Raw genomic sequence first — 22,637 nt, forward strand, 5'->3', positions numbered from 1 at the left:
GACTCAATCTTCCTTCGGCACAACCCAGAAAATCTGCACGCCACCGTCATCGCGATAGGCGAGGGTGACGTTATCGTTTTCTGCTATCTCTTCCAGTAGTCGTGCCCACTCGTCTTCCGGTTCCTCCGGCAAACGAAAAATCAACGCCGCCTTGTTTTTTTGGGCATTGGTGGAGTTGATGATTTTCTGCACACGAACGGCCAGTCGTTGGTAGGCATCAGGAGGTGTTGGTGCTGCGGAAGAGGGCTTTGCCACGGAGTATTCCTTATTAGGCTGTACGTGCATACAGTATTTAACTGTGGGCAATTTCGCAACTGCTTAAAATTCAAGAATTTCTTCTGACAGCGGTTTTGCCGATTTGGTGTAGGAACGCTTTGTTTTTCAAAGGTTTTTTTGCGCGGGGGATAAAGCGGGGGAAATCAGACCCGCTCGCGGTACGCCACGAGCGGGATGGCCCAACCGTTGCCGGCCGGGCCTGGGAGCGATCAATATTCCCAGAACATCCGTTGCAGTTCCTTGCTGTCCTGGGTCTTGGTCAGGGCGACCATGGCCAGGATGCGGGCTTTCTGCGGGTTCAGGTCATGGGCAACTACCCAGTCGTATTTGTCGTCTGGTTGTTCGGCGTTACGCAGAACGAAACCACCGGCATTCACGTGGGAAGAGCGAATGATCTGTACGCCTTGCTTGCGCAGTTCCTGCAGGGCAGGCACCACCTTGGACGACACCGAACCATTGCCGGTACCGGCGTGGATGATGGCTTTCGCGCCGGCCTGGGCAAGGGCCTTGTAGGCGGTGTCGCTTACGTTGCCATAGGAATAGGCGATTTCGACGTCCGGCAGGCTTTTGATGGTCTTGATGTCGAATTCCGAGTTCATGGTGTGACGCTTGGCTGGCAGGCGGAACCAGTAGGATTTGCCTTCTACCACCATGCCCAGCGGGCCCCATGGGCTCTTGAACGCTTCAGTCTTGATGTTGATCATCTTGCTGACGTCGCGACCCGACTGGATCTCGTCGTTCATGGTCACCAGTACGCCTTTGCCGCGGGCGTCCTTGCTGCCGGCGACGGCAACGGCGTTGTACAGGTTGAGCATGCCATCAGCCGACATGGCGGTGCCTGGGCGCATCGAGCCGACCACGACGATTGGCTTGTCGGTCTTTTCCACCAGGTTGAGGAAGTAGGCAGTCTCTTCCAGGGTGTCGGTACCGTGGGTGATCACGATGCCGTCGACGTCCTTGCTGTCGGCCAGTTCGGCGACACGACGACCCAGTTGCAGGAGGTTTTCGTTGGTGATGCTTTCGGAGGCAATTTGCAATACTTGTTCGCCGCGGACATTGGCGATCTGGCTAAGCTCAGGAACACCGGCGATCAATTGTTCGATGCCGACCTTGGCGGCCTGGTAGGTCGCACTGTTGGCCGCGCTGGCGCCGGCGCCGGCGATGGTGCCGCCGGTGGCAAGGATCACCACGTTGGACAGTTTTTGCTGGGTTTCAGCTTCTTTTGCCTGAGCGGCAACGGGGAACAACAGCAGGAGGGCTAACGCGCCCGGTACGAAAGTTTTCAACGCAGATTTCATTATTCTTCTCTCTAGTTTTGATGAGTGCTGATGCAGGTTCATCTAGAAACACCCGGGCGGTTCTGAACGCCACGAGGTGCTGAGTAAGAGCAGGATTTGTACCAGCGGGATTTTGTTTGGCAATAGAATTTAACCTATTGATTTATATCTATATTTGTTTGATTTGTAAGTAAATGGCTTGGTCTTCTGTCCGGCTTTCCGAACAAAGCGGTGCGCGGGTGTTCGGTTGTCCGAAAAGGATGACGGAAAAGTTTGGTTTTAAACGCAGGAGGCACGCCGCGACCTGTCGTTTCAGAGAACGATCCAGCAACGCGGATGTTTAAAGGGGGTACCGGATGGCTTCGAGGGCAGGGCGTAAAGCGGATTCAACAAAAGGCTGTTTTCTCCCGTTGACAAATCTCGACAAGCTTCTCATAGTTTGACCTAACGCAAACGTTTGCGAGATGTTTCACGGGGTGCTCCTCGAGTGTCGTGAAAGCTCGTATCAGCCGCCCGGGTGGGTTGGCTGCCGAAGCGTTCTTCGGTGCAAGCGTTGCTCACAATAATCATAAGATCGGAGTGAACCCATGAAGCTGCCATTTGCTGGACGTCTTCTTGCTGTCGCTGTGCTTGCTGCCGCATCCGCTGCCCTGCCTCTTTCCTCTGCATTTGCTGCCGAGACCGCCGCCAAACCCAAGGTCGGCCTGGTCATGAAATCCCTCGCCAACGAATTCTTCGTCACCATGCAGGACGGTGCCAAGGAATACCAGAAAGCCCACGCCGCCGACTTCGACATGATCACCAACGGGATCAAGAACGAAACCGATACCAGTGCGCAGATCGATATCGTCAATCAGATGATCCTGGCCAAGGTTGACGCGATCGTCATTGCTCCCGCCGATTCGAAAGCCTTGGTCACCGTGCTGAAAAAGGCCTCCGACAAAGGCATCAAGATCGTCAACATCGACAACCGTCTTGATGTGGATGTACTGAAAAGCAAAAACCTTGATATCCCGTTCGTAGGTCCAGACAACCGCAAGGGCGCGCGCCTGGTCGGTGAAGAACTGGCCAAGCACCTCACCAAGGGTGACCAGGTTGGCATCATCGAAGGTGTGTCCACCACCACCAACGCCCAGCAGCGTACCGCTGGCTTCAAGGACGCGATGGATGCCGCCGGCATGAAGATCGTCTCCACCCAATCCGGTGAGTGGGAAATCGACAAGGGCAACGCGATTGCCGCTGCCATGCTCCAGGCAAACCCGAACATCAAGGCACTGCTGGCCGGTAACGACAACATGGCACTGGGCGCAGTATCCGCCGTACGTGGCGCCGGCAAGGCTGGCAAGGTGCTGGTCGTAGGCTACGACAACATCGAGGCCATCAAGCCGATGCTGCAGGACGGCCGTGTCCTGGCCACCGCCGACCAGGCTGCTGCCCAGCAAGCCGTTTTCGGTATCCAGAACGCTCTGAAGCTGGTCAAGGGTGAAAAAGTCGATGCCGTGGATGGCATGATCGAAACCCCGGTCGAACTCATCCTCAAGAAGTAATTCCCCGGCAGCACAAAACAGCGTCCGCTCACCCGAGCGGACGCCTGGAGACGTTCCTATGTCATCTTCCGCACCGAACGCTGTCCTCTCGGTCAGCGGTATCGGCAAGACCTATGCCCAACCGGTTCTGTCCGACATCACCCTGACGCTCAATCGTGGGGAGGTGTTGGCGCTTACCGGTGAGAATGGCGCGGGGAAAAGCACCCTGTCGAAAATCATCGGCGGGCTGGTCACCCCGACCGACGGCCAGATGCAGTTCAATGGCCAGGCCTACACGCCAGGCAGCCGGACCCAGGCTGAAGAGCAGGGCATCCGCATGGTCATGCAGGAGCTTAACCTGCTGCCAACCCTGACGGTCGCTGAAAACCTGTTCCTCGATAACCTGCCCAGCCACGGTGGCTGGATCAGCCGCAAGCAACTGCGCAAGGCCGCCATTGAAGCCATGGCCCAGGTCGGCCTGGACGCTATCGACCCGGACACCCTGGTCGGCAGCCTCGGCATCGGCCACCAACAGATGGTCGAGATCGCCCGCAACCTGATTGGCGACTGCCACGTACTGATCCTCGATGAACCTACGGCGATGCTGACCGCCCGTGAAGTCGAGATGCTGTTCGAACAAATCACCCGCCTGCAGGCCCGGGGCGTGGCGATTATCTATATTTCCCACCGGCTCGAAGAACTGGCCCGGGTTGCCCAGCGCATTGCGGTGCTGCGTGACGGCAAGCTGGTGTGTGTCGAGCCGATGGCCAACTACAACAGTGAGCAACTGGTCACGCTGATGGTGGGCCGCGAACTGGGCGAGAAAATCGACCTGGGCCCGCGCACCATCGGCGCGCCGCTGTTGACGGTAAAAGGCCTGACCCGCTCGGACAAGGTCCGCGACGTGTCGTTTGAAGTGCGTGCCGGCGAAATCTACGGCATCTCCGGCCTGATCGGTGCGGGTCGTACGGAATTGCTGCGCCTGATCTTCGGCGCCGACCTGGCCGACAGCGGCACCGTGGCCCTGGGCACACCGGCGCAAGTCGTCAGCATTCGCTCGCCCGTCGACGCGGTTGGCCATGGCATCGCCCTGATCACCGAAGACCGCAAGGGCGAAGGCCTGCTGCTGACCCAATCCATCGGCGCCAACATTGCCTTGGGCAACATGCCGAAGGTGTCCAGCGGTGGCCTGGTGAACAGTCATGACGAAACGGCCTTGGCCAAGCGCCAGGTCGACGCCATGCGTATCCGCAGTTCCAGTCCGGCGCAGCTGGTGTCCGAGCTGTCGGGTGGCAACCAGCAGAAGGTGGTGATTGGCCGCTGGCTGGAGCGCGATTGCGCGGTGATGCTGTTCGATGAACCGACCCGAGGCATCGACGTCGGCGCCAAATTCGATATCTATGCGTTGCTCGGCGACCTGACCCGCCAGGGCAAGGCGCTGGTGGTGGTGTCCAGCGACCTGCGTGAGTTGATGCTGATCTGCGACCGCATCGGCGTACTTTCCGCCGGGCGCCTGATCGAGACCTTCGAGCGCGACAGCTGGACCCAGGACGAATTGCTTGCCGCTGCTTTTGCCGGCTATCAGAAACGTGATGCGCTGCTCAACGACGCAGCGCCTAGGAATACCCCATGAAAACCACTTCCTCCCCCGCAAAACGTGGCGGCAACTTCTATGGCCTGGGCACCTACCTGGGCCTGGCCGGCGCCTTGCTGGCGATGATTGCGCTGTTCTCGTTCCTGAGCGACCACTTCCTCTCGTACGACACCTTCAGCACCCTGGCCAACCAGATTCCCGACCTGATGGTGCTGGCAGTCGGCATGACCTTCGTGCTGATCATCGGCGGCATCGACCTGTCGGTAGGCTCCGTGCTGGCCCTGGCCGCATCGGCGGTCAGCGTGGCGATTCTCGGCTGGGGCTGGAGTGTGTTGCCGGCAGCCGTGCTGGGCATGGGCTGCGCCGCGTTGGCCGGGACCATTACCGGTTCGATCACAGTGGCCTGGCGGATCCCGTCGTTCATCGTGTCCCTCGGCGTGCTGGAAATGGCGCGCGGCGTGGCGTACCAGATGACCGGCTCGCGTACCGCATACATCGGTGATTCGTTTGCCTGGCTGTCCAACCCGGTGGCCTTCGGCATTTCACCTTCGTTCATCATCGCGTTGCTGGTGATCATCGCCGCGCAGCTGGTGCTGACCCGTACCGTGTTCGGTCGCTACCTGATCGGCATTGGCACCAACGAAGAGGCCGTGCGCCTGGCGGGTATCAATCCCAAGCCCTACAAGATCCTGGTGTTCAGCCTGATGGGCCTGCTGGCGGGTGTAGCGGCGCTGTTCCAGATTTCGCGCCTGGAAGCGGCCGATCCCAACGCCGGTTCCGGCCTGGAGCTGCAAGTGATCGCTGCGGTAGTGATCGGTGGCACCAGCCTGATGGGCGGGCGTGGCTCGGTCATCAGTACCTTCTTCGGCGTGCTGATCATCTCGGTACTGGCGGCAGGGCTGGCGCAGATTGGCGCCACCGAGCCGACCAAACGTATCATCACCGGTGCCGTGATCGTGATCGCGGTGGTGCTCGATACTTACCGCAGCCAGCGCGCCAGTCGGCGAGCCTGAGCCATGGCAACGATCAAGGATGTGGCCGCGCTGGCGGGGATTTCCTACACCACGGTGTCTCATGTGGTGAACAAGACGCGCCCGGTCAGCGAGCCGGTACGGATCAAGGTCGAGGCGGCCATCAAGCAGCTCGACTATGTACCCAGTGCGGTCGCGCGCTCGCTGAAGGCCAAGACCACAGCTACCATCGGCCTGTTGGTGCCCAACAGCCTCAATCCGTATTTTGCGGAACTGGCCCGGGGCATCGAGGATTACTGCGAGCGTAACGGCTATTGCGTGATCCTCTGCAACTCCGACGATAATGCCGAAAAGCAGCGCAGCTACCTGAGGGTGCTGCTGGAAAAACGCATCGACGGCTTGATCGTGACCTCGGTGGGCGGCGACGACAGCGGCCTGGCGACAGGCCTCAAGGCGGTACGCACGCCGATGGTCATCGTCGACCGTGCATTGGACGGGATCGATGTCGACCTGGTGCGCATCGACCATGAACAGGGCGCTTACCTGGCGACCCGGCACTTGCTCGATCTGGGTCATCGCGACATTGCCTGCATTGGTGGCCCGAGTCATACCCGCGTGGCGCAAATGCGGATGGCGGGTTACTACCGTGCCCTGGCCGAGGCGGGGCTCGAAGTGCCGGCTGGTCGTGTGCTGGAAAGTGATTTCACCAGTACCGGTGGTTACGCGGCCGCGGCGCAATTGCTGGCGGATAATCCCCCCAGCGCGATTTTTGCCGGCAACGACATGATTGGCTTCGGCGTCTTGCGCGCCGCTGCCGAACGTAATATCCGGGTGCCCGGTGAGCTGTCGGTGATCGGGTTTGATGATATCCAGATGAGCCAGTACGTGTACCCGGCGCTGACCACCGTGGGCCAGTCGATCCTGCAGCTGGGAGAGATGGCGGCCGAGCTTTTACTGCGACGAATTGCGACACCCCAATTGCCGATCGATCAACGCATCGTGACGCCGAGTATTGTCCTGCGCGAGTCGACGGCGCCGTTGGCCGGTGTGTTTGCCCAATACCGCTGAACCGAATTGATGAGTACTGATGTATGCCAGCAAAAGTAGTGGTAATAGGCAGCCTGAACATGGACCTGGTCACCCGGGCCAGTCGGCTGCCCCGCGCCGGTGAAACCCTGATCGGCCAATCGTTTTCCACCGTTCCCGGCGGCAAGGGCGCGAACCAGGCGGTCGCTTCGGCGCGCCTCGGGGCTGAGGTCGCCATGGTCGGCTGCGTGGGCACCGATGCCTATGGCGCGCAATTGCGCGACGCGTTGCTGGTGGAGGGCATTGATTGCCAGGCCGTCAGCACCGTCGACGGTTCCAGCGGCGTGGCGCTGATCGTGGTGGATGACAGCAGCCAGAATGCGATCGTTATTGTCGCCGGTAGCAATGGCGAGCTGACCCCAGCCAAATTACAGGCATTTGACAGTGTGCTGCAGGCTGCCGACGTGATTGTCTGCCAGCTGGAAACGCCGATGGAGACTGTCGGCCATGCCCTCAAGCGCGGTCGCGAGCTGGGCAAGACGGTGATCCTGAACCCGGCGCCGGCCAGTGGTCCGCTGCCCGAGGATTGGTACGCCGCCATCGACTACCTGATTCCCAATGAAAGCGAAGCCTCGGCCTTGAGCGGCGTGGTGGTCGACTCGCTGGACAGCGCCAAGGCCGCCGCCACACGCCTGATCAAGGCCGGTGCTGGCAAAGTGATCATTACCCTCGGCTCCGAAGGCGCGTTGTTTGCCGATGGCCAAGGCTTCGAGCACCTGGTCGCGCCCAAGGTCAAGGCGGTCGATACCACGGCTGCCGGTGACACCTTCGTCGGCGGTTTCGCAGCCGCGCTGGCCAACGGCAGGAGCGAGGCCGAGGCCATTCGTTTCGGCCAGGTAGCCGCCGCGATGTCCGTGACCCGCGCGGGTGCGCAACCCTCTATTCCCACATTGCATGACGTCCAAGGTTTTGTGCCCTCATGAAAAAGACTCCCTTGCTCAATATCGCGCTGTCGCGGGTGATCGCATCCCTTGGCCATGGCGACATTCTGGTGATCGGTGATGCCGGCTTGCCGGTGCCGCCGGGTGTCGAGCTGATCGACCTGGCGCTGACCAAAGGCATTCCGGATTTCGTCAGTACCTTGCGCATCGTCCTCAGCGAGATGCAGGTGGAAAGCCACGTGCTCGCGGAAGAAATCCTGCTCAAGCAACCGCCGGCCCTGGCGGATCTCAATACCCTGACCGAACAGGCCGCCCTCGGCGAGCGCCGCCTGGTCAGCCATGAAGAGTTCAAGCAGCTCAGCCGCAAGGCGAGGGCGGTGGTGCGCACCGGCGAGTGCCAGCCCTACTGCAATATCGCGCTGGTTTCCGGCGTAACGTTCTAGAATTCCCCAACGACAAGGAGTGCGTCATGCAACGTGGTACCCAAACCCTGCGACACCTGTTCCGGAGTGTGCTGCTTTTGTCCGTGCTAACTGCTGCAAGCGCCCACGCGGCGGAAAAAATCGACCTGATCATCGACACCGATCCCGGTGCCGACGACGTGGTTGCCTTGCTGTTCGCCATGGCTTCGCCCGATGAACTGCAGATCCGCGCGCTGACCACCGTTGCCGGTAACGTGCGCCTCGACAAGACCTCCCGCAACGCACGCCTGGCCCGCGAATGGGCAGGGCGCGAGGACATCCCGGTATATGCCGGTGCACCGAAACCGATGCTGCGCACGCCGATCTACGCTGAAAACATCCATGGCAAGGAAGGTATCTCCGGCGTCACCGTGCATGAGCCGAAAAAAGGCCTGGCCGAAGGCAATGCCGTTGATTACCTGATCAAGACCCTCAGCACCGCCAAGCCCCACAGCATCACCATCGCCATGCTCGGTCCGCAGACCAACCTGGCGCTGGCATTGACCCAGGCGCCGGAGATCACTCAAGGCATCAAGGAAGTGGTGGTGATGGGCGGCGCGCACTTCAACGGCGGCAATATCACGCCGGTGGCCGAGTTCAACCTGTTCGCCGACCCGATCGCGGCCGAGATCGTGCTCAAGAGCGGCGTCAAGCTGACCTACCTGCCGTTGGACGTGACCCACAAGGTCCTGACCAGCGACGCACGCCTGAAGCAAATCGCTGCGCTGAACAACAACGCGAGCAAGGTGGTGGGCGATATTCTCAATGAATACGTCAAGGGCGACATGGAGCACTACGGCATCCCGGGCGGCCCGGTGCATGACGCTACCGTCATTGCCTACCTGCTCAAGCCTGCGCTGTTCAGCGGCCGTGAGGTCAACGTGGTGGTGGACAGCCGTGAAGGCCCGACCTTCGGCCAGACCATCGTCGACTGGTACGATGGCCTGAAACAACCGAAGAACGCGTTCTGGGTTGAAAATGGCGATGCCCAGGGCTTCTTCGATCTGCTGACCGAACGCCTTGGTCGCCTGAAGTAAACAGCCTGCCGGTCGACGTTCGTCGGCCGGGTCTTATTCGCGCTCGGGGTCTGGCGCCCCCATGTGATCGGCCGGGTATTTCTCGAATACCTGGCCGATGAATGCCTGCGCGGCCTGTGTGCCCAGTTCCTTGACCAGCAGGTCAATACCGATGATTGCCAACTCCTCCGGGCTGCCCGGGCTGTAGGAGCTTTGCCCGTGGGGCCACTTGGCTTTGATGTCGGCGTGGATCGTGACGATGGTCATGGGTGTCTCGCGAGGCTGAAAGGCGGTTAGTGCGTTCTGCGTAGGGAGTTAACCATTTTGCGCCGTGTTTGGCACTGCTACTTAGGCATGAGGGGAGGGCTGTGCGACACTGTCCGCCTGTTTAATTGCCAGGACAAACCGCGTGCAGATCGACTTGAACAACACCGAGAACCTGACGCTGGACGCTGTGCGGCAGCTGCTTGCGTCCGCCAGTGACAACGTTCACACCCAATTGCGCGTTACCAAGGCCGGCATTGCCTACATTTCTTCGGGCGTGGTGGGTGGCGTCGATATCGACGGCCTTCTGTTCCGCCTGGAGACCTGGGCGGCGGATTCGGGTTATGTCGGCAACGTCGCAGCCAGCGACGAGGTGTGGGTGATGCAGATTTTCAACGCGCTCAAGCAGAACTGGCCAACGCCGCCGTTTGATTACATCGACATCTACTGAGTGCGTTCATATCTGGTGACGATTGATTCGCCAGCGCCCGGTGTCGACTCAGGCAGACTGGCCCACAGCCAATTGTGACAATTCTGAAACCAATCGGCCAAACCACGGTCGCACGATCTCTGTCCATTTTTTCTCAAAGGAGGCTTCATGCCTTGGAAGCTCGCATCATTCGGTACTTTGTTGGCTGCGCTCGCCTTGTCGGGTTGCAGCACCCCGGGTACCTCTGAGCCAGCCAAAGACACTGCCGTGACCGATGCTGGTCATAGCCGCTGTGAGGCGAAGGCTGCCGAGTTCGCAATCGGCCAGAAAGCTTCGCCACAATTGCTGGAACAGGCCCGTAGCCGCGCCGGAGCGCAGAACGCACGCATTCTCAAGCCAGATGACATGGTCACGCTGGAATACCGCTCCGATCGCCTGAACCTCAATACCGATGACAACCTTGTGATCAATCGGGTCAATTGCGGCTGATTGCTCCAGCGCTTTTCTCCAGGCCATAAAAAACCCCGTCACATGGACGGGGTTTTTTTAGTTCGGCGCAGAATTACTCTGGGCGAACCTGTGCAGCTTGCATACCCTTTTGGCCTTTCTCAGCCACGAAGGAAACGGTTTGGCCTTCTTTCAGGCTTTTGAAACCGTCGCTTTCGATAGCTTTGAAGTGTACGAACAGGTCGTCACCGCCACCTTGAGGAGTGATGAAGCCGAAGCCTTTTTCATCGTTGAACCATTTAACGGTGCCGGTTTGGCGATTAGACATGGTGTATCTCCAAGAAACATATATTTTCAGTAGTGCTGTGCTGCTCAGGCCAACTGGGCACACCGAGCTATCATAGTCGAAATGTTCGGCTTGGGAGCCCCCCCAAGGCATTGTTTGCTAATCAATCGCGTTGTGTTTCATGCCTTGGTTGGCTGAAAGCCCCGATCTACGGGGCTTTCAGGCGAAATATCAGCTGTTAAAAAAAGCCGTAAAAGCTGCGTAATTTGTGAGAAATGGCAGTTTTCATGGCGATTTCTGGTCCTTCAGCCGGTCTGGCAGGGTGTAAAAATTACTTTTTCTTCACGACTTTGCAGGACGAAATAGCCGTCACAGCTTTGGTCTTGAGCGCAGGATCTGCGTTCTGGTTGGTCATGAGTTCCTTGATTTCGGCACTGCTCAATTCGGCATTGATTTTGTCCGCGCCACATTCACAGTGGTCTTTGGCGGTTTTGGCATCAACACTTTGCTGGGCGGCTGCGCTGCAATCCTTGATGAAGCTGTCCCGCGCACCGGCAGGCCAGTTCGACGGGGCTGCGGCGTGCGCACCCAGGGACATGAGGGTCAGGGATGCAGCAAGGGCGAAAGTCGAGGTAAAACGCATAATCAAATGCTCCTGGAGTCGTGGACGAACGGCGATTCTCGGTGTGTTTGAGGGCTGCCGTACAGTTCAAGTTCACTTTTGCCCTTAAAAGCCGGGAATTTTCGTTTCCTGAAGCGGCTTCGGCGCCATGACCGTTCATCTGTGCTAGCATCTTTCGCTTGGCTATTTTCCGGCGCGCCCTATGCCGCCTTGCCAAGGTCTTTTTTGTTTAACTCCAGTCACTCTGGTTCGATTATCGGTTGGCCGAAAGGCTCCTGCCGCTGTAAGGCAGGCGTTCATCACTGAACGGCCTGGTATTGGATCTTGTACTGGCTCATCCCAACCCACGTGACCTTTGGTAGGGGTCACCACTAGGAGAGGAGGCGCCATGCCAACTATTACTCTTCCCGACGGCAGTCAACGTTCATTCGATCATTCGGTTTCCGTAGCCGAGGTCGCCGCATCCATTGGTGCCGGCCTGGCCAAGGCCACCGTGGCCGGCAAGGTCGACGGCAAGCTGGTTGACGCCAGCGACCTGATCACCGGCGATGCCAGCCTGCAAATCATCACGCCCAAGGATCAAGAGGGGCTGGAGATCATTCGCCACTCTTGCGCGCACCTGATTGGCCATGCGGTTAAGCAACTGTACCCAACCGCGAAGATGGTCATCGGCCCGGTCATCGACGAAGGCTTCTATTACGACATCGCCTACGAGCGTCCTTTCACCCCGGACGACCTGGCGGCTATCGAACAGCGCATGCACGCGCTGATCGAAAAAGATTACGACGTCATCAAGAAAGTCACTCCGCGTGCCGAAGTGATCGACGTGTTCACCGCCCGCGGCGAAGACTACAAGCTGCGTCTGGTGGAAGACATGCCGGACGAGCAGGCCATGGGCCTGTATTACCACGAAGAATATGTCGACATGTGCCGTGGCCCGCATGTGCCGAACACACGCTTCCTCAAGTCGTTCAAGCTGACCAAGTTGTCCGGTGCCTACTGGCGCGGTGACGCGAAGAACGAACAGCTGCAGCGGATCTACGGCACTGCCTGGGCTGACAAGAAGCAGCTGGCGGCCTACATCCAGCGCATCGAAGAAGCCGAAAAACGCGACCATCGCAAGATCGGCAAGCGCCTGAACCTGTTCCACCTCCAGGAAGAAGCGCCGGGCATGGTGTTCTGGCACCCGAACGGCTGGACCCTGTACCAGGTGCTCGAGCAGTACATGCGCAAGGTTCAGCGCGACAACGGCTACCTGGAGATCAAGACGCCGCAAGTCGTTGACCGCAGCCTGTGGGAGAAATCCGGGCACTGGGCCAACTACGCCGACAACATGTTCACCACCCAGTCGGAAAACCGCGACTACGCCATCAAGCCGATGAACTGCCCGTGCCACGTACAGGTGTTCAACCAGGGCCTGAAGAGCTACCGCGAGTTGCCGATGCGCCTGGCCGAGTTCGGTGCCTGCCACCGTAACGAGCCATCGGGTGCACTGCACGGCATCATGCGCGTGCGCGGCTTCACTCAGGATGACGCCCACATCTTCTGCACCGAAGAGCAGATGCAGGCCGAATCCGCTGCATTCATCAAGCTGACCATGGACGTGTACCGCGATTTCGGTTTCACCGAAGTCGAGATGAAGCTGTCCACTCGTCCGGAAAAACGCGTCGGTTCCGACGAGCTGTGGGATCGCGCCGAAGCTGCACTGGCCGCAGCGCTGGACAGTGCGGGGCTTGCATACGACTTGCAGCCGGGCGAGGGCGCGTTCTACGGTCCGAAGATCGAGTTCTCGCTGAAAGATTGCCTTGGTCGCGTCTGGCAGTGTGGTACCCTGCAGCTCGATTTTAACCTGCCGATCCGTCTGGGAGCCGAATACGTCTCCGAAGACAACAGCCGTAAACACCCGGTTATGCTGCACCGGGCGATCCTCGGCTCGTTCGAACGGTTCGTCGGGATCCTGATCGAGCACTACGAGGGTGCATTCCCTGCGTGGCTGGCTCCGACCCAGGCAGTGATCATGAATATCACTGATAAACAGGCAGATTTTGCCGCTGAAGTTGAAAAAACTCTCAATGAAAGCGGATTTCGTGCCAAGTCCGACTTGAGAAATGAAAAGATCGGCTTTAAAATCCGCGAGCATACTTTGCTCAAGGTTCCCTATCTTTTGGTTATCGGAGATCGGGAAGTCGAGATGCAGACTGTCGCTGTGCGTACTCGTGAAGGTGCTGACCTGGGCTCGATGCCCGTCGCCCAGTTCGCTGAGTTCCTCGCGCAAGCGGTTTCCCGGCGTGGTCGCCCAGATTCGGAGTAATTATTATTAAGCGTGAAATGAGACAAGATAAACGAGCTGCACCGAAAGCCCCGATCAACGAGAATATCTCGGCACGCGAGGTTCGGTTAATTGGCGCTGACGGCGAGCAGATTGGCATCGTCTCGATTGATGAAGCGCTTCGTATTGCTGAAGAGTCCAAATTGGACCTGGTGGAAATCTCCGCCGACGCAATCCCACCCGTTTGCCGGGTGATGGACTACGGCAAGTCGATCTTCGAGAAGAAGAAGCAGATTGCCGCGGCGAAGAAGAACCAGAAGCAGATTCAAGTAAAAGAAATCAAGTTTCGTCCAGGGACGGAGGAAGGGGATTACCAGGTAAAACTGCGCAACCTGGTACGTTTCCTGAGTGATGGGGACAGGGCCAAGGTATCCTTGCGATTCCGCGGCCGTGAGATGGCCCACCAGGAGCTGGGGATGGAACTCCTCAAGCGGGTTGAAGCTGACCTGCTCGAGTACGGTTCGGTCGAACAGCATCCTAAGATGGAAGGACGCCAGCTTATTATGGTCATCGCCCCGAAAAAGAAGAAGTAATCAATAGGGCACGGCAGGCCTTCTGATTATGTTTATCAACTGAATGCGGAGTACCGAACATGCCAAAGATGAAAACTAAAAGTGGTGCTGCTAAGCGGTTTCTGAAAACTGCTAACGGTATCAAGCACAAGCACGCTTTCAAGAGCCACATCCTGACTAAAATGTCGACCAAGCGTAAGCGTCAACTGCGCGGTAGCAGCTTGCTGCATCCGTCTGACGTGGCAAAAGTCGAGCGCATGCTGCGCCTTCGTTAATTTTAGTCAAGAATAGAGGAAGTAACTCATGGCTCGTGTAAAGCGTGGCGTCATGGCGCGTAAGCGCCACAAGAAAATTCTGAAACTTGCTAAAGGCTACTACGGCGCGCGTTCACGCGTATTCCGTGTTGCCAAGCAAGCGGTTATCAAGGCTGGCCAATACGCCTACCGTGACCGTCGTCAGAAAAAACGTCAGTTCCGCGCTCTGTGGATCGCTCGTATCAACGCTGGTGCACGTGTTAACGGTCTGTCCTACAGCCGTTTCATCGCTGGCCTGAAAAAAGCGTCCATCGAGATCGACCGTAAGGTTCTGGCTGATCTGGCAGTGAACGAAAAAGCGGCGTTTGCTGCGATTGTCGAGAAAGCTAAAGCCACCTTGGCTTAAGTACCCCCGACAGTCACCCTGGGTCGCTTCCGCGGCCCACGGTGTTAAACGTCTTAAATAGGGGAAGAGCCTTCAAGCTCTTCCCCTATTTTGTATCTGGAGTCTGTACATGGAAAACCTGGATGCGCTGGTCTCTCAAGCACTAGAGGCTGTGCAAAGCGCAGAAGATATCAATGCCCTGGAGCAAATCCGGGTTCACTACCTTGGCAAAAAGGGTGAATTGACTCAGGTGATGAAGACCCTGGGGAATTTGCCGGCTGAAGAGCGTCCGCAAGTCGGTGCGCTGATCAACGTGGCCAAGGAGCGTGTTACAGAGGTTCTCAATGCGCGCAAGGCGTCGCTCGAGGAGGCTGATCTTGCGGCCAAGCTCGCCGCCGAATCCATTGACGTGACCCTGCCTGGCCGTGGCCAGACCTCGGGCGGCCTGCATCCGATTACCCGGACTCTGGAACGTATCGAGCAGTTCTTCACCCACATCGGCTACGGCATTGCCGAAGGCCCTGAGGTTGAAGACGACTATCACAACTTCGAGGCGCTCAACATCCCAGGCCACCACCCGGCCCGGTCGATGCATGACACCTTCTATTTCAACGCGAACATGCTGCTGCGCACCCATACCTCGCCGGTACAGGTCCGCACCATGGAATCGCAGAAGCCGCCGATCCGCATCGTCTGCCCAGGCCGTGTGTATCGCAGCGACTCCGATATCACCCACTCGCCGATGTTCCACCAGGTCGAAGGCCTGCTGGTTGATCGCGACATCAACTTCGCCGACCTCAAAGGCACCATCGAAGAATTCCTGCGGGTGTTCTTCGAGAAGGAGCTGGCGGTACGTTTCCGTCCTTCATTCTTCCCGTTCACCGAGCCATCCGCTGAAGTCGATATGGAATGCGTGATGTGCAGCGGTAAAGGCTGCCGCGTCTGCAAACAGACCGGCTGGCTGGAAGTGATGGGTTGCGGCATGGTTCACCCCAACGTGCTGCGCATGTCCGGGATCGACCCGGAAGAATTCTCGGGCTTTGCCTTCGGCATGGGCGTTGAGCGTCTGGCCATGCTGCGTTACGGCGTGAACGACTTGCGTCTGTTCTTCGACAACGACTTGCGGTTCCTCGCGCAATTTCGCTAGTCGTAACGGATCTTTAGGAGAGCAGGATGAAATTCAGTGAACAATGGCTGCGTGGCTGGGTAAGCCCGCAGGTAAGTCGCGACGAGCTGGTTGCTCGTCTGTCGATGGCCGGCCTTGAGGTCGATAGCGTTACGCCGGCCGCCGGTGTTTTCAGTGGCGTGGTAGTGGGCGAGGTGCTGAGCACCGAGCAACACCCGGACGCTGACAAGTTGCGTGTGTGCCAGGTCAGCAACGGCGCGGAAACCTTCCAGGTCGTGTGCGGAGCGCCAAACGTGCGCCCGGGCCTGAAAATCCCGTTCGCCATGATCGGTGCCGAGCTGCCAGGCGACTTCAAGATCAAGAAGGCCAAGCTGCGTGGCGTTGAGTCCAACGGCATGCTGTGCTCCCAGGCGGAACTGCAGGTCGGTGAAGGCAACGATGGCCTGATGGAACTGCCGGCCGATGCGCCAGTGGGCCAGGACATCCGTGTCTATCTGGAACTGGAAGATGCCAGCATCGAGGTCGACCTGACCCCGAACCGTGGCGACTGCCTGTCGCTGGCGGGCCTGGCGCGTGAAGTCGGCGCACTGTACGCCGCGAACGTGACCCGCCCGGTGGTTGCAGCGGTACCTGCCGTGCACGACGAAGTGCGTTCGATCGAAGTGCTCGCCCCCAATGCCTGCCCACGTTACCTGGGTCGCGTGATCCGTAACGTCGACCTGTCCAAGCCAACCCCGCTGTGGATGGTTGAGCGCCTGCGCCGTTCCGAAGTGCGCAGCATCGACGCTGCCGTCGACATCACCAACTACGTGATGCTGGAACTGGGCCAACCGCTGCACGCCTTCGATCTCGCCGAAATCAACGGCGGCATCCGCGTGCGCATGGCCGAGGAAGGCGAGAAGCTGGTACTGCTCGACGGCCAGGAAGTCAGCCTGCGTGCCGACACCCTGGTGATCGCTGACCATTCCCGCGCCCTGGCGATTGCCGGCGTGATGGGGGGGGAGCACAGTGGCGTGTCCGCAACCACTCGCGACATCTTTCTCGAAAGCGCTTTCTTCGATCAGATCGCCATCGCTGGCAAGGCCCGTTCCTACGGCCTGCACACCGACGCCTCGCACCGCTACGAGCGTGGCGTGGACTGGCAGCTGGCCCGTGAAGCCATGGAGCGCGCCACTGGCCTGCTGCTGGAAATCACTGGCGGCGAAGCCGGCCCGATCATCGAAACCGTCAGCGAACAGCACCTGCCGTCGGTTGCACCGATCATCCTGCGCGCCAAGGCCGTTGAGCAAATGCTCGGCCTGGTGATCGAGCCGGTTGAAATCGAGCGCCTGCTGTCGGCACTCGGCCTCGGCATCTCGGCCGGTGAAGCAGGGCAGTGGCACGTAGAAGTGCCAAGCCATCGCTTCGATATCAGCCTGGAAGTCGACCTGATCGAAGAACTGGCCCGCCTGTACGGCTACAACCGCCTGCCGGTTCGTTACCCGCAAGCGCGCCTGGCGCCGCAGCCGAAAGCCGAAGCCCGTGCACACCTGCCGGAACTGCGTCGCCTGCTGGTTGCCCGTGGTTATCAGGAAGCGGTGACCTACAGCTTCATCGATCCAAAGCAATTCGAACTGTTCAACCCGGGTGTCGAGCCGCTATTGCTGGCTAACCCGATCTCCAACGACATGGCCGCCATGCGCTCGTCGCTGTGGCCGGGTCTGGTTAAGGCGCTGTCCCACAACCTGAACCGTCAGCAAGACCGCGTGCGCATGTTCGAAAGCGGGCTGCGTTTTGTCGGTCAGCTGGATGGCCTGAAGCAAGAGCCGATGCTGGCTGGTGTGGTTTGCGGCAGCCGTCTGCCGGAAGGCTGGGCACAAGGTCGCGACACCGTCGACTTCTTCGACGTCAAGGCCGATGTGGAAGCGGTGCTGGGCTTTGCCGGTGCGCTGGATGCCTTCACTTTCACCCCTGGCAAACACCCGGCGTTGCACCCGGGCCAGACTGCCCGTATCGAACGTGAAGGTCGCCTGGTGGGCTTCGTTGGCGCGATTCACCCGGAACTGTCGAAAACCTTGGGGCTGGACCGTCCAGTCTTCGTTTTTGAGCTAGTCTTGGCTGAAGTGGCCTCGGGCAAAATGCCTAAATTCAGCGAGTTGTCGCGTTTCCCTGAAGTACGACGTGATCTGGCGCTGATTGCCGATCAAGGTGTTGCGGCCAGTGCTGTTCTGGACGTAATCCGTGAAAATGCAGGGGAATGGCTGACAGACCTCAGGCTATTTGACGTCTATCAGGGTAAAGGCATTGATCCGCATAGAAAAAGCCTTGCAGTTGGCTTGACCTGGCAGCATCCATCGCGCACTCTTAATGACGATGAGGTGAATACGACGACGCAAAATATCCTCACCTCGCTCGAACAAAGGTTGAACGCCACGTTAAGGAAGTGACGTATGGGGGCTTTGACGAAAGCTGAGATGGCGGAACGTCTGTATGAAGAGCTGGGCCTGAACAAGCGCGAGGCCAAGGAATTGGTCGAGCTGTTCTTTGAAGAAATCAGGCACGCCCTTGAAGACAACGAACAGGTCAAATTGTCCGGTTTCGGCAATTTTGACCTGCGGGACAAACGCCAGCGGCCTGGCCGCAATCCAAAAACGGGAGAAGAAATCCCGATCACGGCTCGCCGTGTGGTCACCTTTCGTCCAGGGCAGAAGTTGAAGGCCCGAGTTGAGGCTTATGCTGGAACCAAGTCATAACGACGAACTGCCCGTCATCCCAGGCAAACGCTACTTCACCATTGGTGAAGTCAGCGAGCTCTGTGCGGTAAAACCGCACGTGCTGCGCTATTGGGAGCAGGAGTTTCCTCAACTCAACCCCGTCAAACGCACCGGGAACCGTCGGTATTATCAGCGCCAGGATGTGCTGATGATCCGACAGATCCGTGCGTTGCTGTACGACCAGGGGTTCACCATCAGCGGCGCGCGCCAGCGTATGTCCGGTGATGAAGCCAAAGACGACACCACCCAATACAAGCAAATGATCCGCCAGATGATCTCCGAACTGGAAGATGTGCTGGTGGTTTTGAAGAAGTAATTCCGGCTTTTAAAATACTTCCACATTTCAAAAGCTTGCGGTATATTCCTGATCGCTTCGTTGCGAAGCGAACCCAGTAACACGCCTAGTCGGGGCGTAGCGCAGTCCGGTAGCGCACTAGCATGGGGTGCTAGGGGTCGAGTGTTCGAATCACTCCGTCCCGACCATATTTTCTGAGTAAAATCAGTCAGTTAAGCCGATCAGATAGATCGGCTTTTTTGTGCCTGCGCAAAACCCGCGCAAAACTGGCGCAAAACTACCCGGTGATTTCACTGATATTCAGGTCTGGAATTGCTTCGGACCAGATGATTTCATCGTGGTCCCGCTGGTAGTTTTTGGTCATGCCCTCGCTTGCATGGCCTGCGATTTTTTGCCCGTCTTTTCCGGCTTTCTTGTACAGGTGCAGCGACAGTGCTCGCACCTCGTGAAAGCCCGGCATCTCCTCTTCCTTCCATCCCGCGTAGCAACTCGCTGCCTCCCTGGCCTCCTTGAATGCTCGCGTCAAATACCGCTCCTCAACCTTCGTCCAGTGGTCCTTTGTCTGTGCCTGCTTCTGTTTCAGCCGATCCGGTTTTCGGTGTACCAGGTACGGCGAGACGACATCGTCTCTGCACCGGCTGATGACTGCCTGAAGTTCCGGCGTCACTCGAAAGCGAATCCACGCGGCGTCGCTGGCCTTGGCGGTCTTCTTCTGCACCACGTAGAGAAACCCATCCCGAACGCCATCGAAACGCATGTCCAGAATGTCGGTGCGCCTCTGGGCGGTGATCAGGGCCAGGTCGATTGCGTTCTGCAGCCAAGCCGGTGCTTTTTCGCGGATTGCCTTCAACCCATCTACGGTGTGGCGCTTGCGCAGTTTTTTCTCGATTCGGTTGATCGTGCTCGCTGCTGGGTTGTCCGGGCACAGGCCTTTTGCCGCTGCGTGGTTGAAAATGTCAGTCAGGAGTGCCCGGCACTGGTTCGCTGTGCGGGGCGTGAGTGCGTCTAACATTTCCGCAACCATGCGAATAGATATCTGATCGACCGCCTTTCCCTCGAACTGCCGGCGGAAGCGCCTGAAGTGCACCGCGTACAGGCTGAGCGTGCCCTTGGCCAGCTCGCGCGGCGGCAGGACGTCTCGCTCGTAGGTGTCGAGGAAGGTGGCGAACGACTCAGACGATGCGGACATTACGGCACCGACCAAGTCAGCGCCGCGCATGAACTCCAGATTCAACTGTTTGGCGGCGTCGATTGCCTTGATACGGTCGGCGCCGAACTGGAACCACTTGCCGTCTGTTGGCCGGCGATACCGGTAGGTGCCGCGCCGCGCATCGTAGTACAGGTTCTGCGGAAGGCTCTTGTTCGCAGCGTTGCGCGGCCGTGGGGACATCATGCAGCTCCTTTCAATACCATTGCGACAAGGTCGTTGCCGTTGGACGCGTTGAACGCAGCCCAATCAACGTACCAGAGTTTTCCGATTTGCTCGCCCGGCACCATGCCGTTGCGGATGTGGTTGCGAATTGCCTGGGGGCAGGGCGGTGTGCCGTTTTCGCCCCAGCGCCGGCGCTGAAATTCGCTGATCTTGATGAGTTCTTTTCGCATAATTACCTACCGTCGGCCGCCGTGGGCCGGGCTGTCTTGATGATGTGAATGACCAAGCTGAAGGTGATCAGCATCCAGCCGCAGGTGCCGGCGAAGGCGTAGAGGATGTCGGCTGTCTCGCCGTCCGCCAGAAGGCTTGGGGCGAGCCAAAGGAACCAGCCGGCGCTGGCGAACGCATACAGCAAAGCGCCCAGCAGGATCAGGGTGAGTTTGATTGCGAACATTGGGTGTCCTTGCCGCGCTGGGCGGCAGAAGGTGGTTAAAGGTTTCGAAGTTCTTTTCGCTGCTCGGGGGATTGAGCGGGGTAGCCGAAGTGAAAGCGTCGTTTGCCCGTGTAGCCGCACTCGCTGCATCCGGACGACGGGCCGCATCCGCAGCCACCCTCGCATCCGCAGCTGCACCCACTGCACGCCAGCGTTACGACGCCTTCTTCTTCAACTTCACCGTCGTTGGTGATCCAGTATTTCCGCCGGCGATCAAGCCTGAACCCTGCCGTCTCTTCGGCCTGCTCATATGTCGCAGGCTCAATTCGAAAGCCGTGCTCAGCGCTTGGATCTGCCACCGATCGCATTACTTTTGGCATGCGGATTCCTCGCCCGCCGCTCACCGGCAGGCATGTAGGGGATTGGGGTTAGGCTGCTGGGTGTTGCGCTGTGTCGTGGAAGACATCCATCTGCGCCGCGCCGTCGAGCCAGGCTGCCGCGATCCGGCGTTCAGCCATTGCGGCATATTCCGGGTTCAGTTCGCACAGGATCGATTTGCGACCCTCCTGCATGGCGACCACCGCCGTAGTGCCGGCACCGCCGAAAGGGTCAAGCACGACGCCACCGCGTGGCGCGCCGGCCAGGATGCATGGGCGAATCAGGTCAGGCGGGAAGGTGGCAAAGTGGGCGCCCTTGAAACTATGGGTTGGCACTGTCCAAACGGTCCGCTTGTTTCGCTCGCTGGGCATTTCCGCCAGGGCTGAGTCCATCGACTCGTTGTCCTTGATCCTGCCACGGCATCGCTCCTTGTTATCAGTGCCATGCCCCCAGCCAACGCCGTTCGGCTTCCTGGCGACCGCCTTCATGTTGCCGTTGGTCTTTGCTCCGCCGTTGGCTCGGTCGCTCCCGATCTGCGCGAGTACATCTTGAGACAGCCGGTTATGGGTGTTCGGAGAGCATGGCTCGAGGATCGCCGATTGGTCGTAGAAGTACTTCGGTGACTTGCTCAGCAGGAAAATGTATTCGTGGGCCTTGGTGCATCGGTCGCGGACGCTCTCGGGCATGGGGTTCGGCTTGTGCCAGATAATGTCCTGGCGCAGATACCAGCCGTCGTCCTGCAGGGCAAAGGCCAAGCGCCATGGCATTCCCATCAGGTCTTTGTGCTTAAAACCTGCAGGAGCTGATCGCCAGCCCGTCGCCTGGCCCTTGCCCTGCCATGCGCCGTCCGCGCGCTCAGCCATGAACGAGCCGCCACCACCGCGACCACCAGATGCGTAGCTGTCACCCATGTTCACCCAGGCTGTGCCGTCGTCGCGGAGTACTCGACGCACTTCGCGGAAAACCTCAACCAGCCGAGCGATGAATTCAGCTGGCGTTTCCTCCAGGCCGATCTGGCCGTCGACCCCGTAATCCCGCAACCCGTAATAGGGCGGGCTGGTGACGCACATCTGAACTGATTTACCTGGCAGCGTCCGCATCGACTCAATGCAGTCGCCGATCAAAACGCGATGCTGTTTCATGGCCTCGGCCCCTTGTAGATGAAGACGTAGGCGAACCAGAGGGTGGCTGGCACCGTGAGCAAGATCATGGTGTCACCCGATCCGCCAAATCCTCTGTGGTGATCTGGTACTCGACGACGTTGCGAACGCGGTAGAACGTCGCGGTGCAATGCTTGCTTATCCATGCGGACAGAAGTTCGTCGAGTTCCTGGCGGGCCTCATCAGGAACATCCGGCCAGTCCTCCGCGAATTCGCCCACATCGTCATAGGCGCGCTCGCCCAGCATTTCAATGACGTCGCCCGCATCGACATAGCCGGCGGTGTTTATCGGGAATTTCTCTCCCTTCCAAACGGTTGCTCCGACTTCAAGGTCGTCGTTCTCGTCAAGCAGCTCACCCAGACTGTCGCAATTGAACAACTCTTCATTGGCTGACCAGGTTTCGTCGGGGGTTCTCTTTTCTTCAGACATGACTTCGTCCTTGCCGCATTCGCGGCACATGCGAATATTAGAAAGGGGCTACGCTTGTATTGCTTGTATAATG

General features: G+C 58.8%; 27 protein-coding genes and 1 tRNA gene. 18 read left to right on the forward strand and 10 right to left on the reverse strand.

Annotated features, from left to right (window positions below; genetic code table 11):
* Positions 1-3: 3 nt before the first annotated feature.
* Together HX801_RS06060 and HX801_RS06065 are read right to left on the reverse strand one after the other, a co-directional pair.
* Positions 4-255 (reverse strand): DUF1654 domain-containing protein, encoded by a 252-nt coding sequence (locus HX801_RS06060; protein WP_023659007.1) that lies wholly within the window; start codon positions 253-255, stop codon positions 4-6.
* Positions 256-485: 230 nt separating this feature from the next.
* Positions 486-1,574: an asparaginase gene (locus tag HX801_RS06065; protein WP_003219965.1), complete on the reverse strand. Its 1,089-nt coding sequence runs from the start codon at positions 1,572-1,574 to the stop codon at positions 486-488.
* Positions 1,575-2,140: 566 nt separating this feature from the next.
* Between HX801_RS06065 and HX801_RS06070 the strand changes: the two genes are divergently transcribed.
* The 7 genes from HX801_RS06070 to HX801_RS06100 are packed head-to-tail and all read left to right on the forward strand — an operon-like array spanning position 2,141 to position 9,109.
* Positions 2,141-3,100, forward strand: a complete 960-nt coding sequence (locus tag HX801_RS06070) for a sugar ABC transporter substrate-binding protein (RefSeq protein ID WP_177021779.1) — start codon at positions 2,141-2,143, stop codon at positions 3,098-3,100.
* A gap of 58 nt (positions 3,101-3,158) precedes the next feature.
* A complete protein-coding gene (locus HX801_RS06075; protein ID WP_177021780.1) occupies positions 3,159-4,712 on the forward strand; it encodes a sugar ABC transporter ATP-binding protein in 1,554 nt (517 codons plus the stop codon).
* Positions 4,709-5,686: an ABC transporter permease gene (locus HX801_RS06080; RefSeq protein ID WP_003219960.1), complete on the forward strand. Its 978-nt coding sequence runs from the start codon at positions 4,709-4,711 to the stop codon at positions 5,684-5,686. Before HX801_RS06075 ends, HX801_RS06080 begins: the two co-directional genes overlap by 4 nt.
* Before the next feature lie 3 nt (positions 5,687-5,689).
* Entirely contained in the window at positions 5,690-6,712 is a 1,023-nt protein-coding gene (locus tag HX801_RS06085; protein WP_003219958.1) for a LacI family DNA-binding transcriptional regulator, read from the forward strand.
* Positions 6,713-6,735: 23 nt separating this feature from the next.
* Complete coding sequence (gene rbsK, locus HX801_RS06090) at positions 6,736-7,653, forward strand: ribokinase (RefSeq protein WP_177021781.1); 918 nt, start codon at positions 6,736-6,738, stop codon at positions 7,651-7,653.
* The gene (gene rbsD / locus HX801_RS06095; RefSeq protein ID WP_008438690.1) at positions 7,650-8,054 is read left to right on the forward strand and encodes a D-ribose pyranase; all 405 of its coding nucleotides are present in this window, start codon (positions 7,650-7,652) and stop codon (positions 8,052-8,054) included. Before rbsK ends, rbsD begins: the two co-directional genes overlap by 4 nt.
* A gap of 26 nt (positions 8,055-8,080) precedes the next feature.
* Positions 8,081-9,109, forward strand: coding sequence for a nucleoside hydrolase (locus HX801_RS06100; RefSeq protein WP_003219953.1), 1,029 nt, complete (start codon positions 8,081-8,083; stop codon positions 9,107-9,109).
* 33 nt (positions 9,110-9,142) lie between these two features.
* On the opposite strand, the gene HX801_RS06105 is transcribed toward HX801_RS06100, so the two are convergent.
* Complete coding sequence (locus HX801_RS06105) at positions 9,143-9,355, reverse strand: hypothetical protein (protein ID WP_003219951.1); 213 nt, start codon at positions 9,353-9,355, stop codon at positions 9,143-9,145.
* A 142-nt stretch (positions 9,356-9,497) separates the two neighbouring features.
* On the opposite strand from HX801_RS06105, the gene HX801_RS06110 reads away from it, so the two are divergent.
* Both HX801_RS06110 and HX801_RS06115 read left to right on the forward strand, forming a co-directional pair.
* Entirely contained in the window at positions 9,498-9,803 is a 306-nt protein-coding gene (locus HX801_RS06110) for a hypothetical protein (protein ID WP_177021782.1), read from the forward strand.
* A 147-nt stretch (positions 9,804-9,950) separates the two neighbouring features.
* Positions 9,951-10,271: an I78 family peptidase inhibitor gene (locus tag HX801_RS06115; protein WP_008438688.1), complete on the forward strand. Its 321-nt coding sequence runs from the start codon at positions 9,951-9,953 to the stop codon at positions 10,269-10,271.
* 73 nt (positions 10,272-10,344) lie between these two features.
* Here HX801_RS06115 and HX801_RS06120 read toward each other — a convergent pair whose 3' ends face one another.
* Together HX801_RS06120 and HX801_RS06125 are read right to left on the reverse strand one after the other, a co-directional pair.
* Positions 10,345-10,557, reverse strand: a complete 213-nt coding sequence (locus HX801_RS06120) for a cold-shock protein (RefSeq protein ID WP_003179963.1) — start codon at positions 10,555-10,557, stop codon at positions 10,345-10,347.
* Positions 10,558-10,846: 289 nt separating this feature from the next.
* Positions 10,847-11,161 carry a hypothetical protein gene (locus tag HX801_RS06125; protein ID WP_080673250.1) on the reverse strand — a complete coding sequence of 105 codons (315 nt, stop codon included), beginning with the start codon at positions 11,159-11,161 and terminating at the stop codon, positions 10,847-10,849.
* 364 nt (positions 11,162-11,525) lie between these two features.
* Here HX801_RS06125 and thrS point away from each other — a divergent pair, with 364 nt between their 5' ends.
* The 9 genes from thrS (at position 11,526) to HX801_RS06170 (ending at position 18,979) form a co-directional block, all read left to right on the forward strand.
* Positions 11,526-13,448, forward strand: coding sequence for a threonine--tRNA ligase (gene thrS / locus HX801_RS06130; RefSeq protein ID WP_003219944.1), 1,923 nt, complete (start codon positions 11,526-11,528; stop codon positions 13,446-13,448).
* Positions 13,448-13,999 (forward strand): translation initiation factor IF-3, encoded by a 552-nt coding sequence (gene infC, locus HX801_RS06135; protein ID WP_169875357.1) that lies wholly within the window; start codon positions 13,448-13,450, stop codon positions 13,997-13,999. Before thrS ends, infC begins: the two co-directional genes overlap by 1 nt.
* A 59-nt stretch (positions 14,000-14,058) precedes the next feature.
* Positions 14,059-14,253 (forward strand): 50S ribosomal protein L35, encoded by a 195-nt coding sequence (gene rpmI, locus HX801_RS06140; protein ID WP_002553160.1) that lies wholly within the window; start codon positions 14,059-14,061, stop codon positions 14,251-14,253.
* A gap of 28 nt (positions 14,254-14,281) precedes the next feature.
* Complete coding sequence (rplT, locus tag HX801_RS06145; protein ID WP_003219940.1) at positions 14,282-14,638, forward strand: 50S ribosomal protein L20; 357 nt, start codon at positions 14,282-14,284, stop codon at positions 14,636-14,638.
* A 109-nt stretch (positions 14,639-14,747) separates the two neighbouring features.
* Entirely contained in the window at positions 14,748-15,764 is a 1,017-nt protein-coding gene (gene pheS, locus HX801_RS06150) for a phenylalanine--tRNA ligase subunit alpha (protein WP_003219939.1), read from the forward strand.
* Between the two features lie 26 nt (positions 15,765-15,790).
* Positions 15,791-18,169, forward strand: coding sequence for a phenylalanine--tRNA ligase subunit beta (gene pheT, locus HX801_RS06155; protein ID WP_008438687.1), 2,379 nt, complete (start codon positions 15,791-15,793; stop codon positions 18,167-18,169).
* Positions 18,170-18,172: 3 nt separating this feature from the next.
* Positions 18,173-18,475 carry an integration host factor subunit alpha gene (gene ihfA / locus HX801_RS06160; protein WP_002553164.1) on the forward strand — a complete coding sequence of 101 codons (303 nt, stop codon included), beginning with the start codon at positions 18,173-18,175 and terminating at the stop codon, positions 18,473-18,475.
* Positions 18,456-18,812: a MerR family transcriptional regulator gene (locus HX801_RS06165; RefSeq protein ID WP_003219935.1), complete on the forward strand. Its 357-nt coding sequence runs from the start codon at positions 18,456-18,458 to the stop codon at positions 18,810-18,812. Before ihfA ends, HX801_RS06165 begins: the two co-directional genes overlap by 20 nt.
* Positions 18,813-18,902: 90 nt before the next feature.
* Positions 18,903-18,979, forward strand: a tRNA-Pro gene (locus HX801_RS06170).
* A gap of 89 nt (positions 18,980-19,068) precedes the next feature.
* Here the strand turns inward: HX801_RS06170 and HX801_RS06175 are convergent.
* The 5 genes from HX801_RS06175 to HX801_RS06195 form a co-directional block, all read right to left on the reverse strand.
* A complete protein-coding gene (locus tag HX801_RS06175; RefSeq protein ID WP_177021793.1) occupies positions 19,069-20,181 on the reverse strand; it encodes a phage integrase Arm DNA-binding domain-containing protein in 1,113 nt (370 codons plus the stop codon).
* Positions 20,181-20,393: a hypothetical protein gene (locus HX801_RS06180; RefSeq protein ID WP_046068904.1), complete on the reverse strand. Its 213-nt coding sequence runs from the start codon at positions 20,391-20,393 to the stop codon at positions 20,181-20,183. The genes HX801_RS06175 and HX801_RS06180 overlap by 1 nt, the downstream gene beginning before the upstream one ends.
* A gap of 2 nt (positions 20,394-20,395) precedes the next feature.
* On the reverse strand, positions 20,396-20,617 hold the full coding sequence (locus HX801_RS06185) for a hypothetical protein (RefSeq protein WP_177021783.1): 222 nt from the start codon (positions 20,615-20,617) through the stop codon (positions 20,396-20,398).
* Positions 20,618-21,024: 407 nt separating this feature from the next.
* A complete protein-coding gene (locus HX801_RS06190; RefSeq protein ID WP_177021784.1) occupies positions 21,025-22,116 on the reverse strand; it encodes a site-specific DNA-methyltransferase in 1,092 nt (363 codons plus the stop codon).
* Positions 22,117-22,180: 64 nt separating this feature from the next.
* Positions 22,181-22,564 (reverse strand): hypothetical protein, encoded by a 384-nt coding sequence (locus HX801_RS06195; protein WP_177021785.1) that lies wholly within the window; start codon positions 22,562-22,564, stop codon positions 22,181-22,183.
* Positions 22,565-22,637 lie beyond the last annotated feature (73 nt).

Source organism: Pseudomonas sp. G1002 (genome assembly GCF_013385455.1).
In the GTDB taxonomy this organism is placed as follows: Bacteria; Pseudomonadota; Gammaproteobacteria; order Pseudomonadales; family Pseudomonadaceae; genus Aquipseudomonas.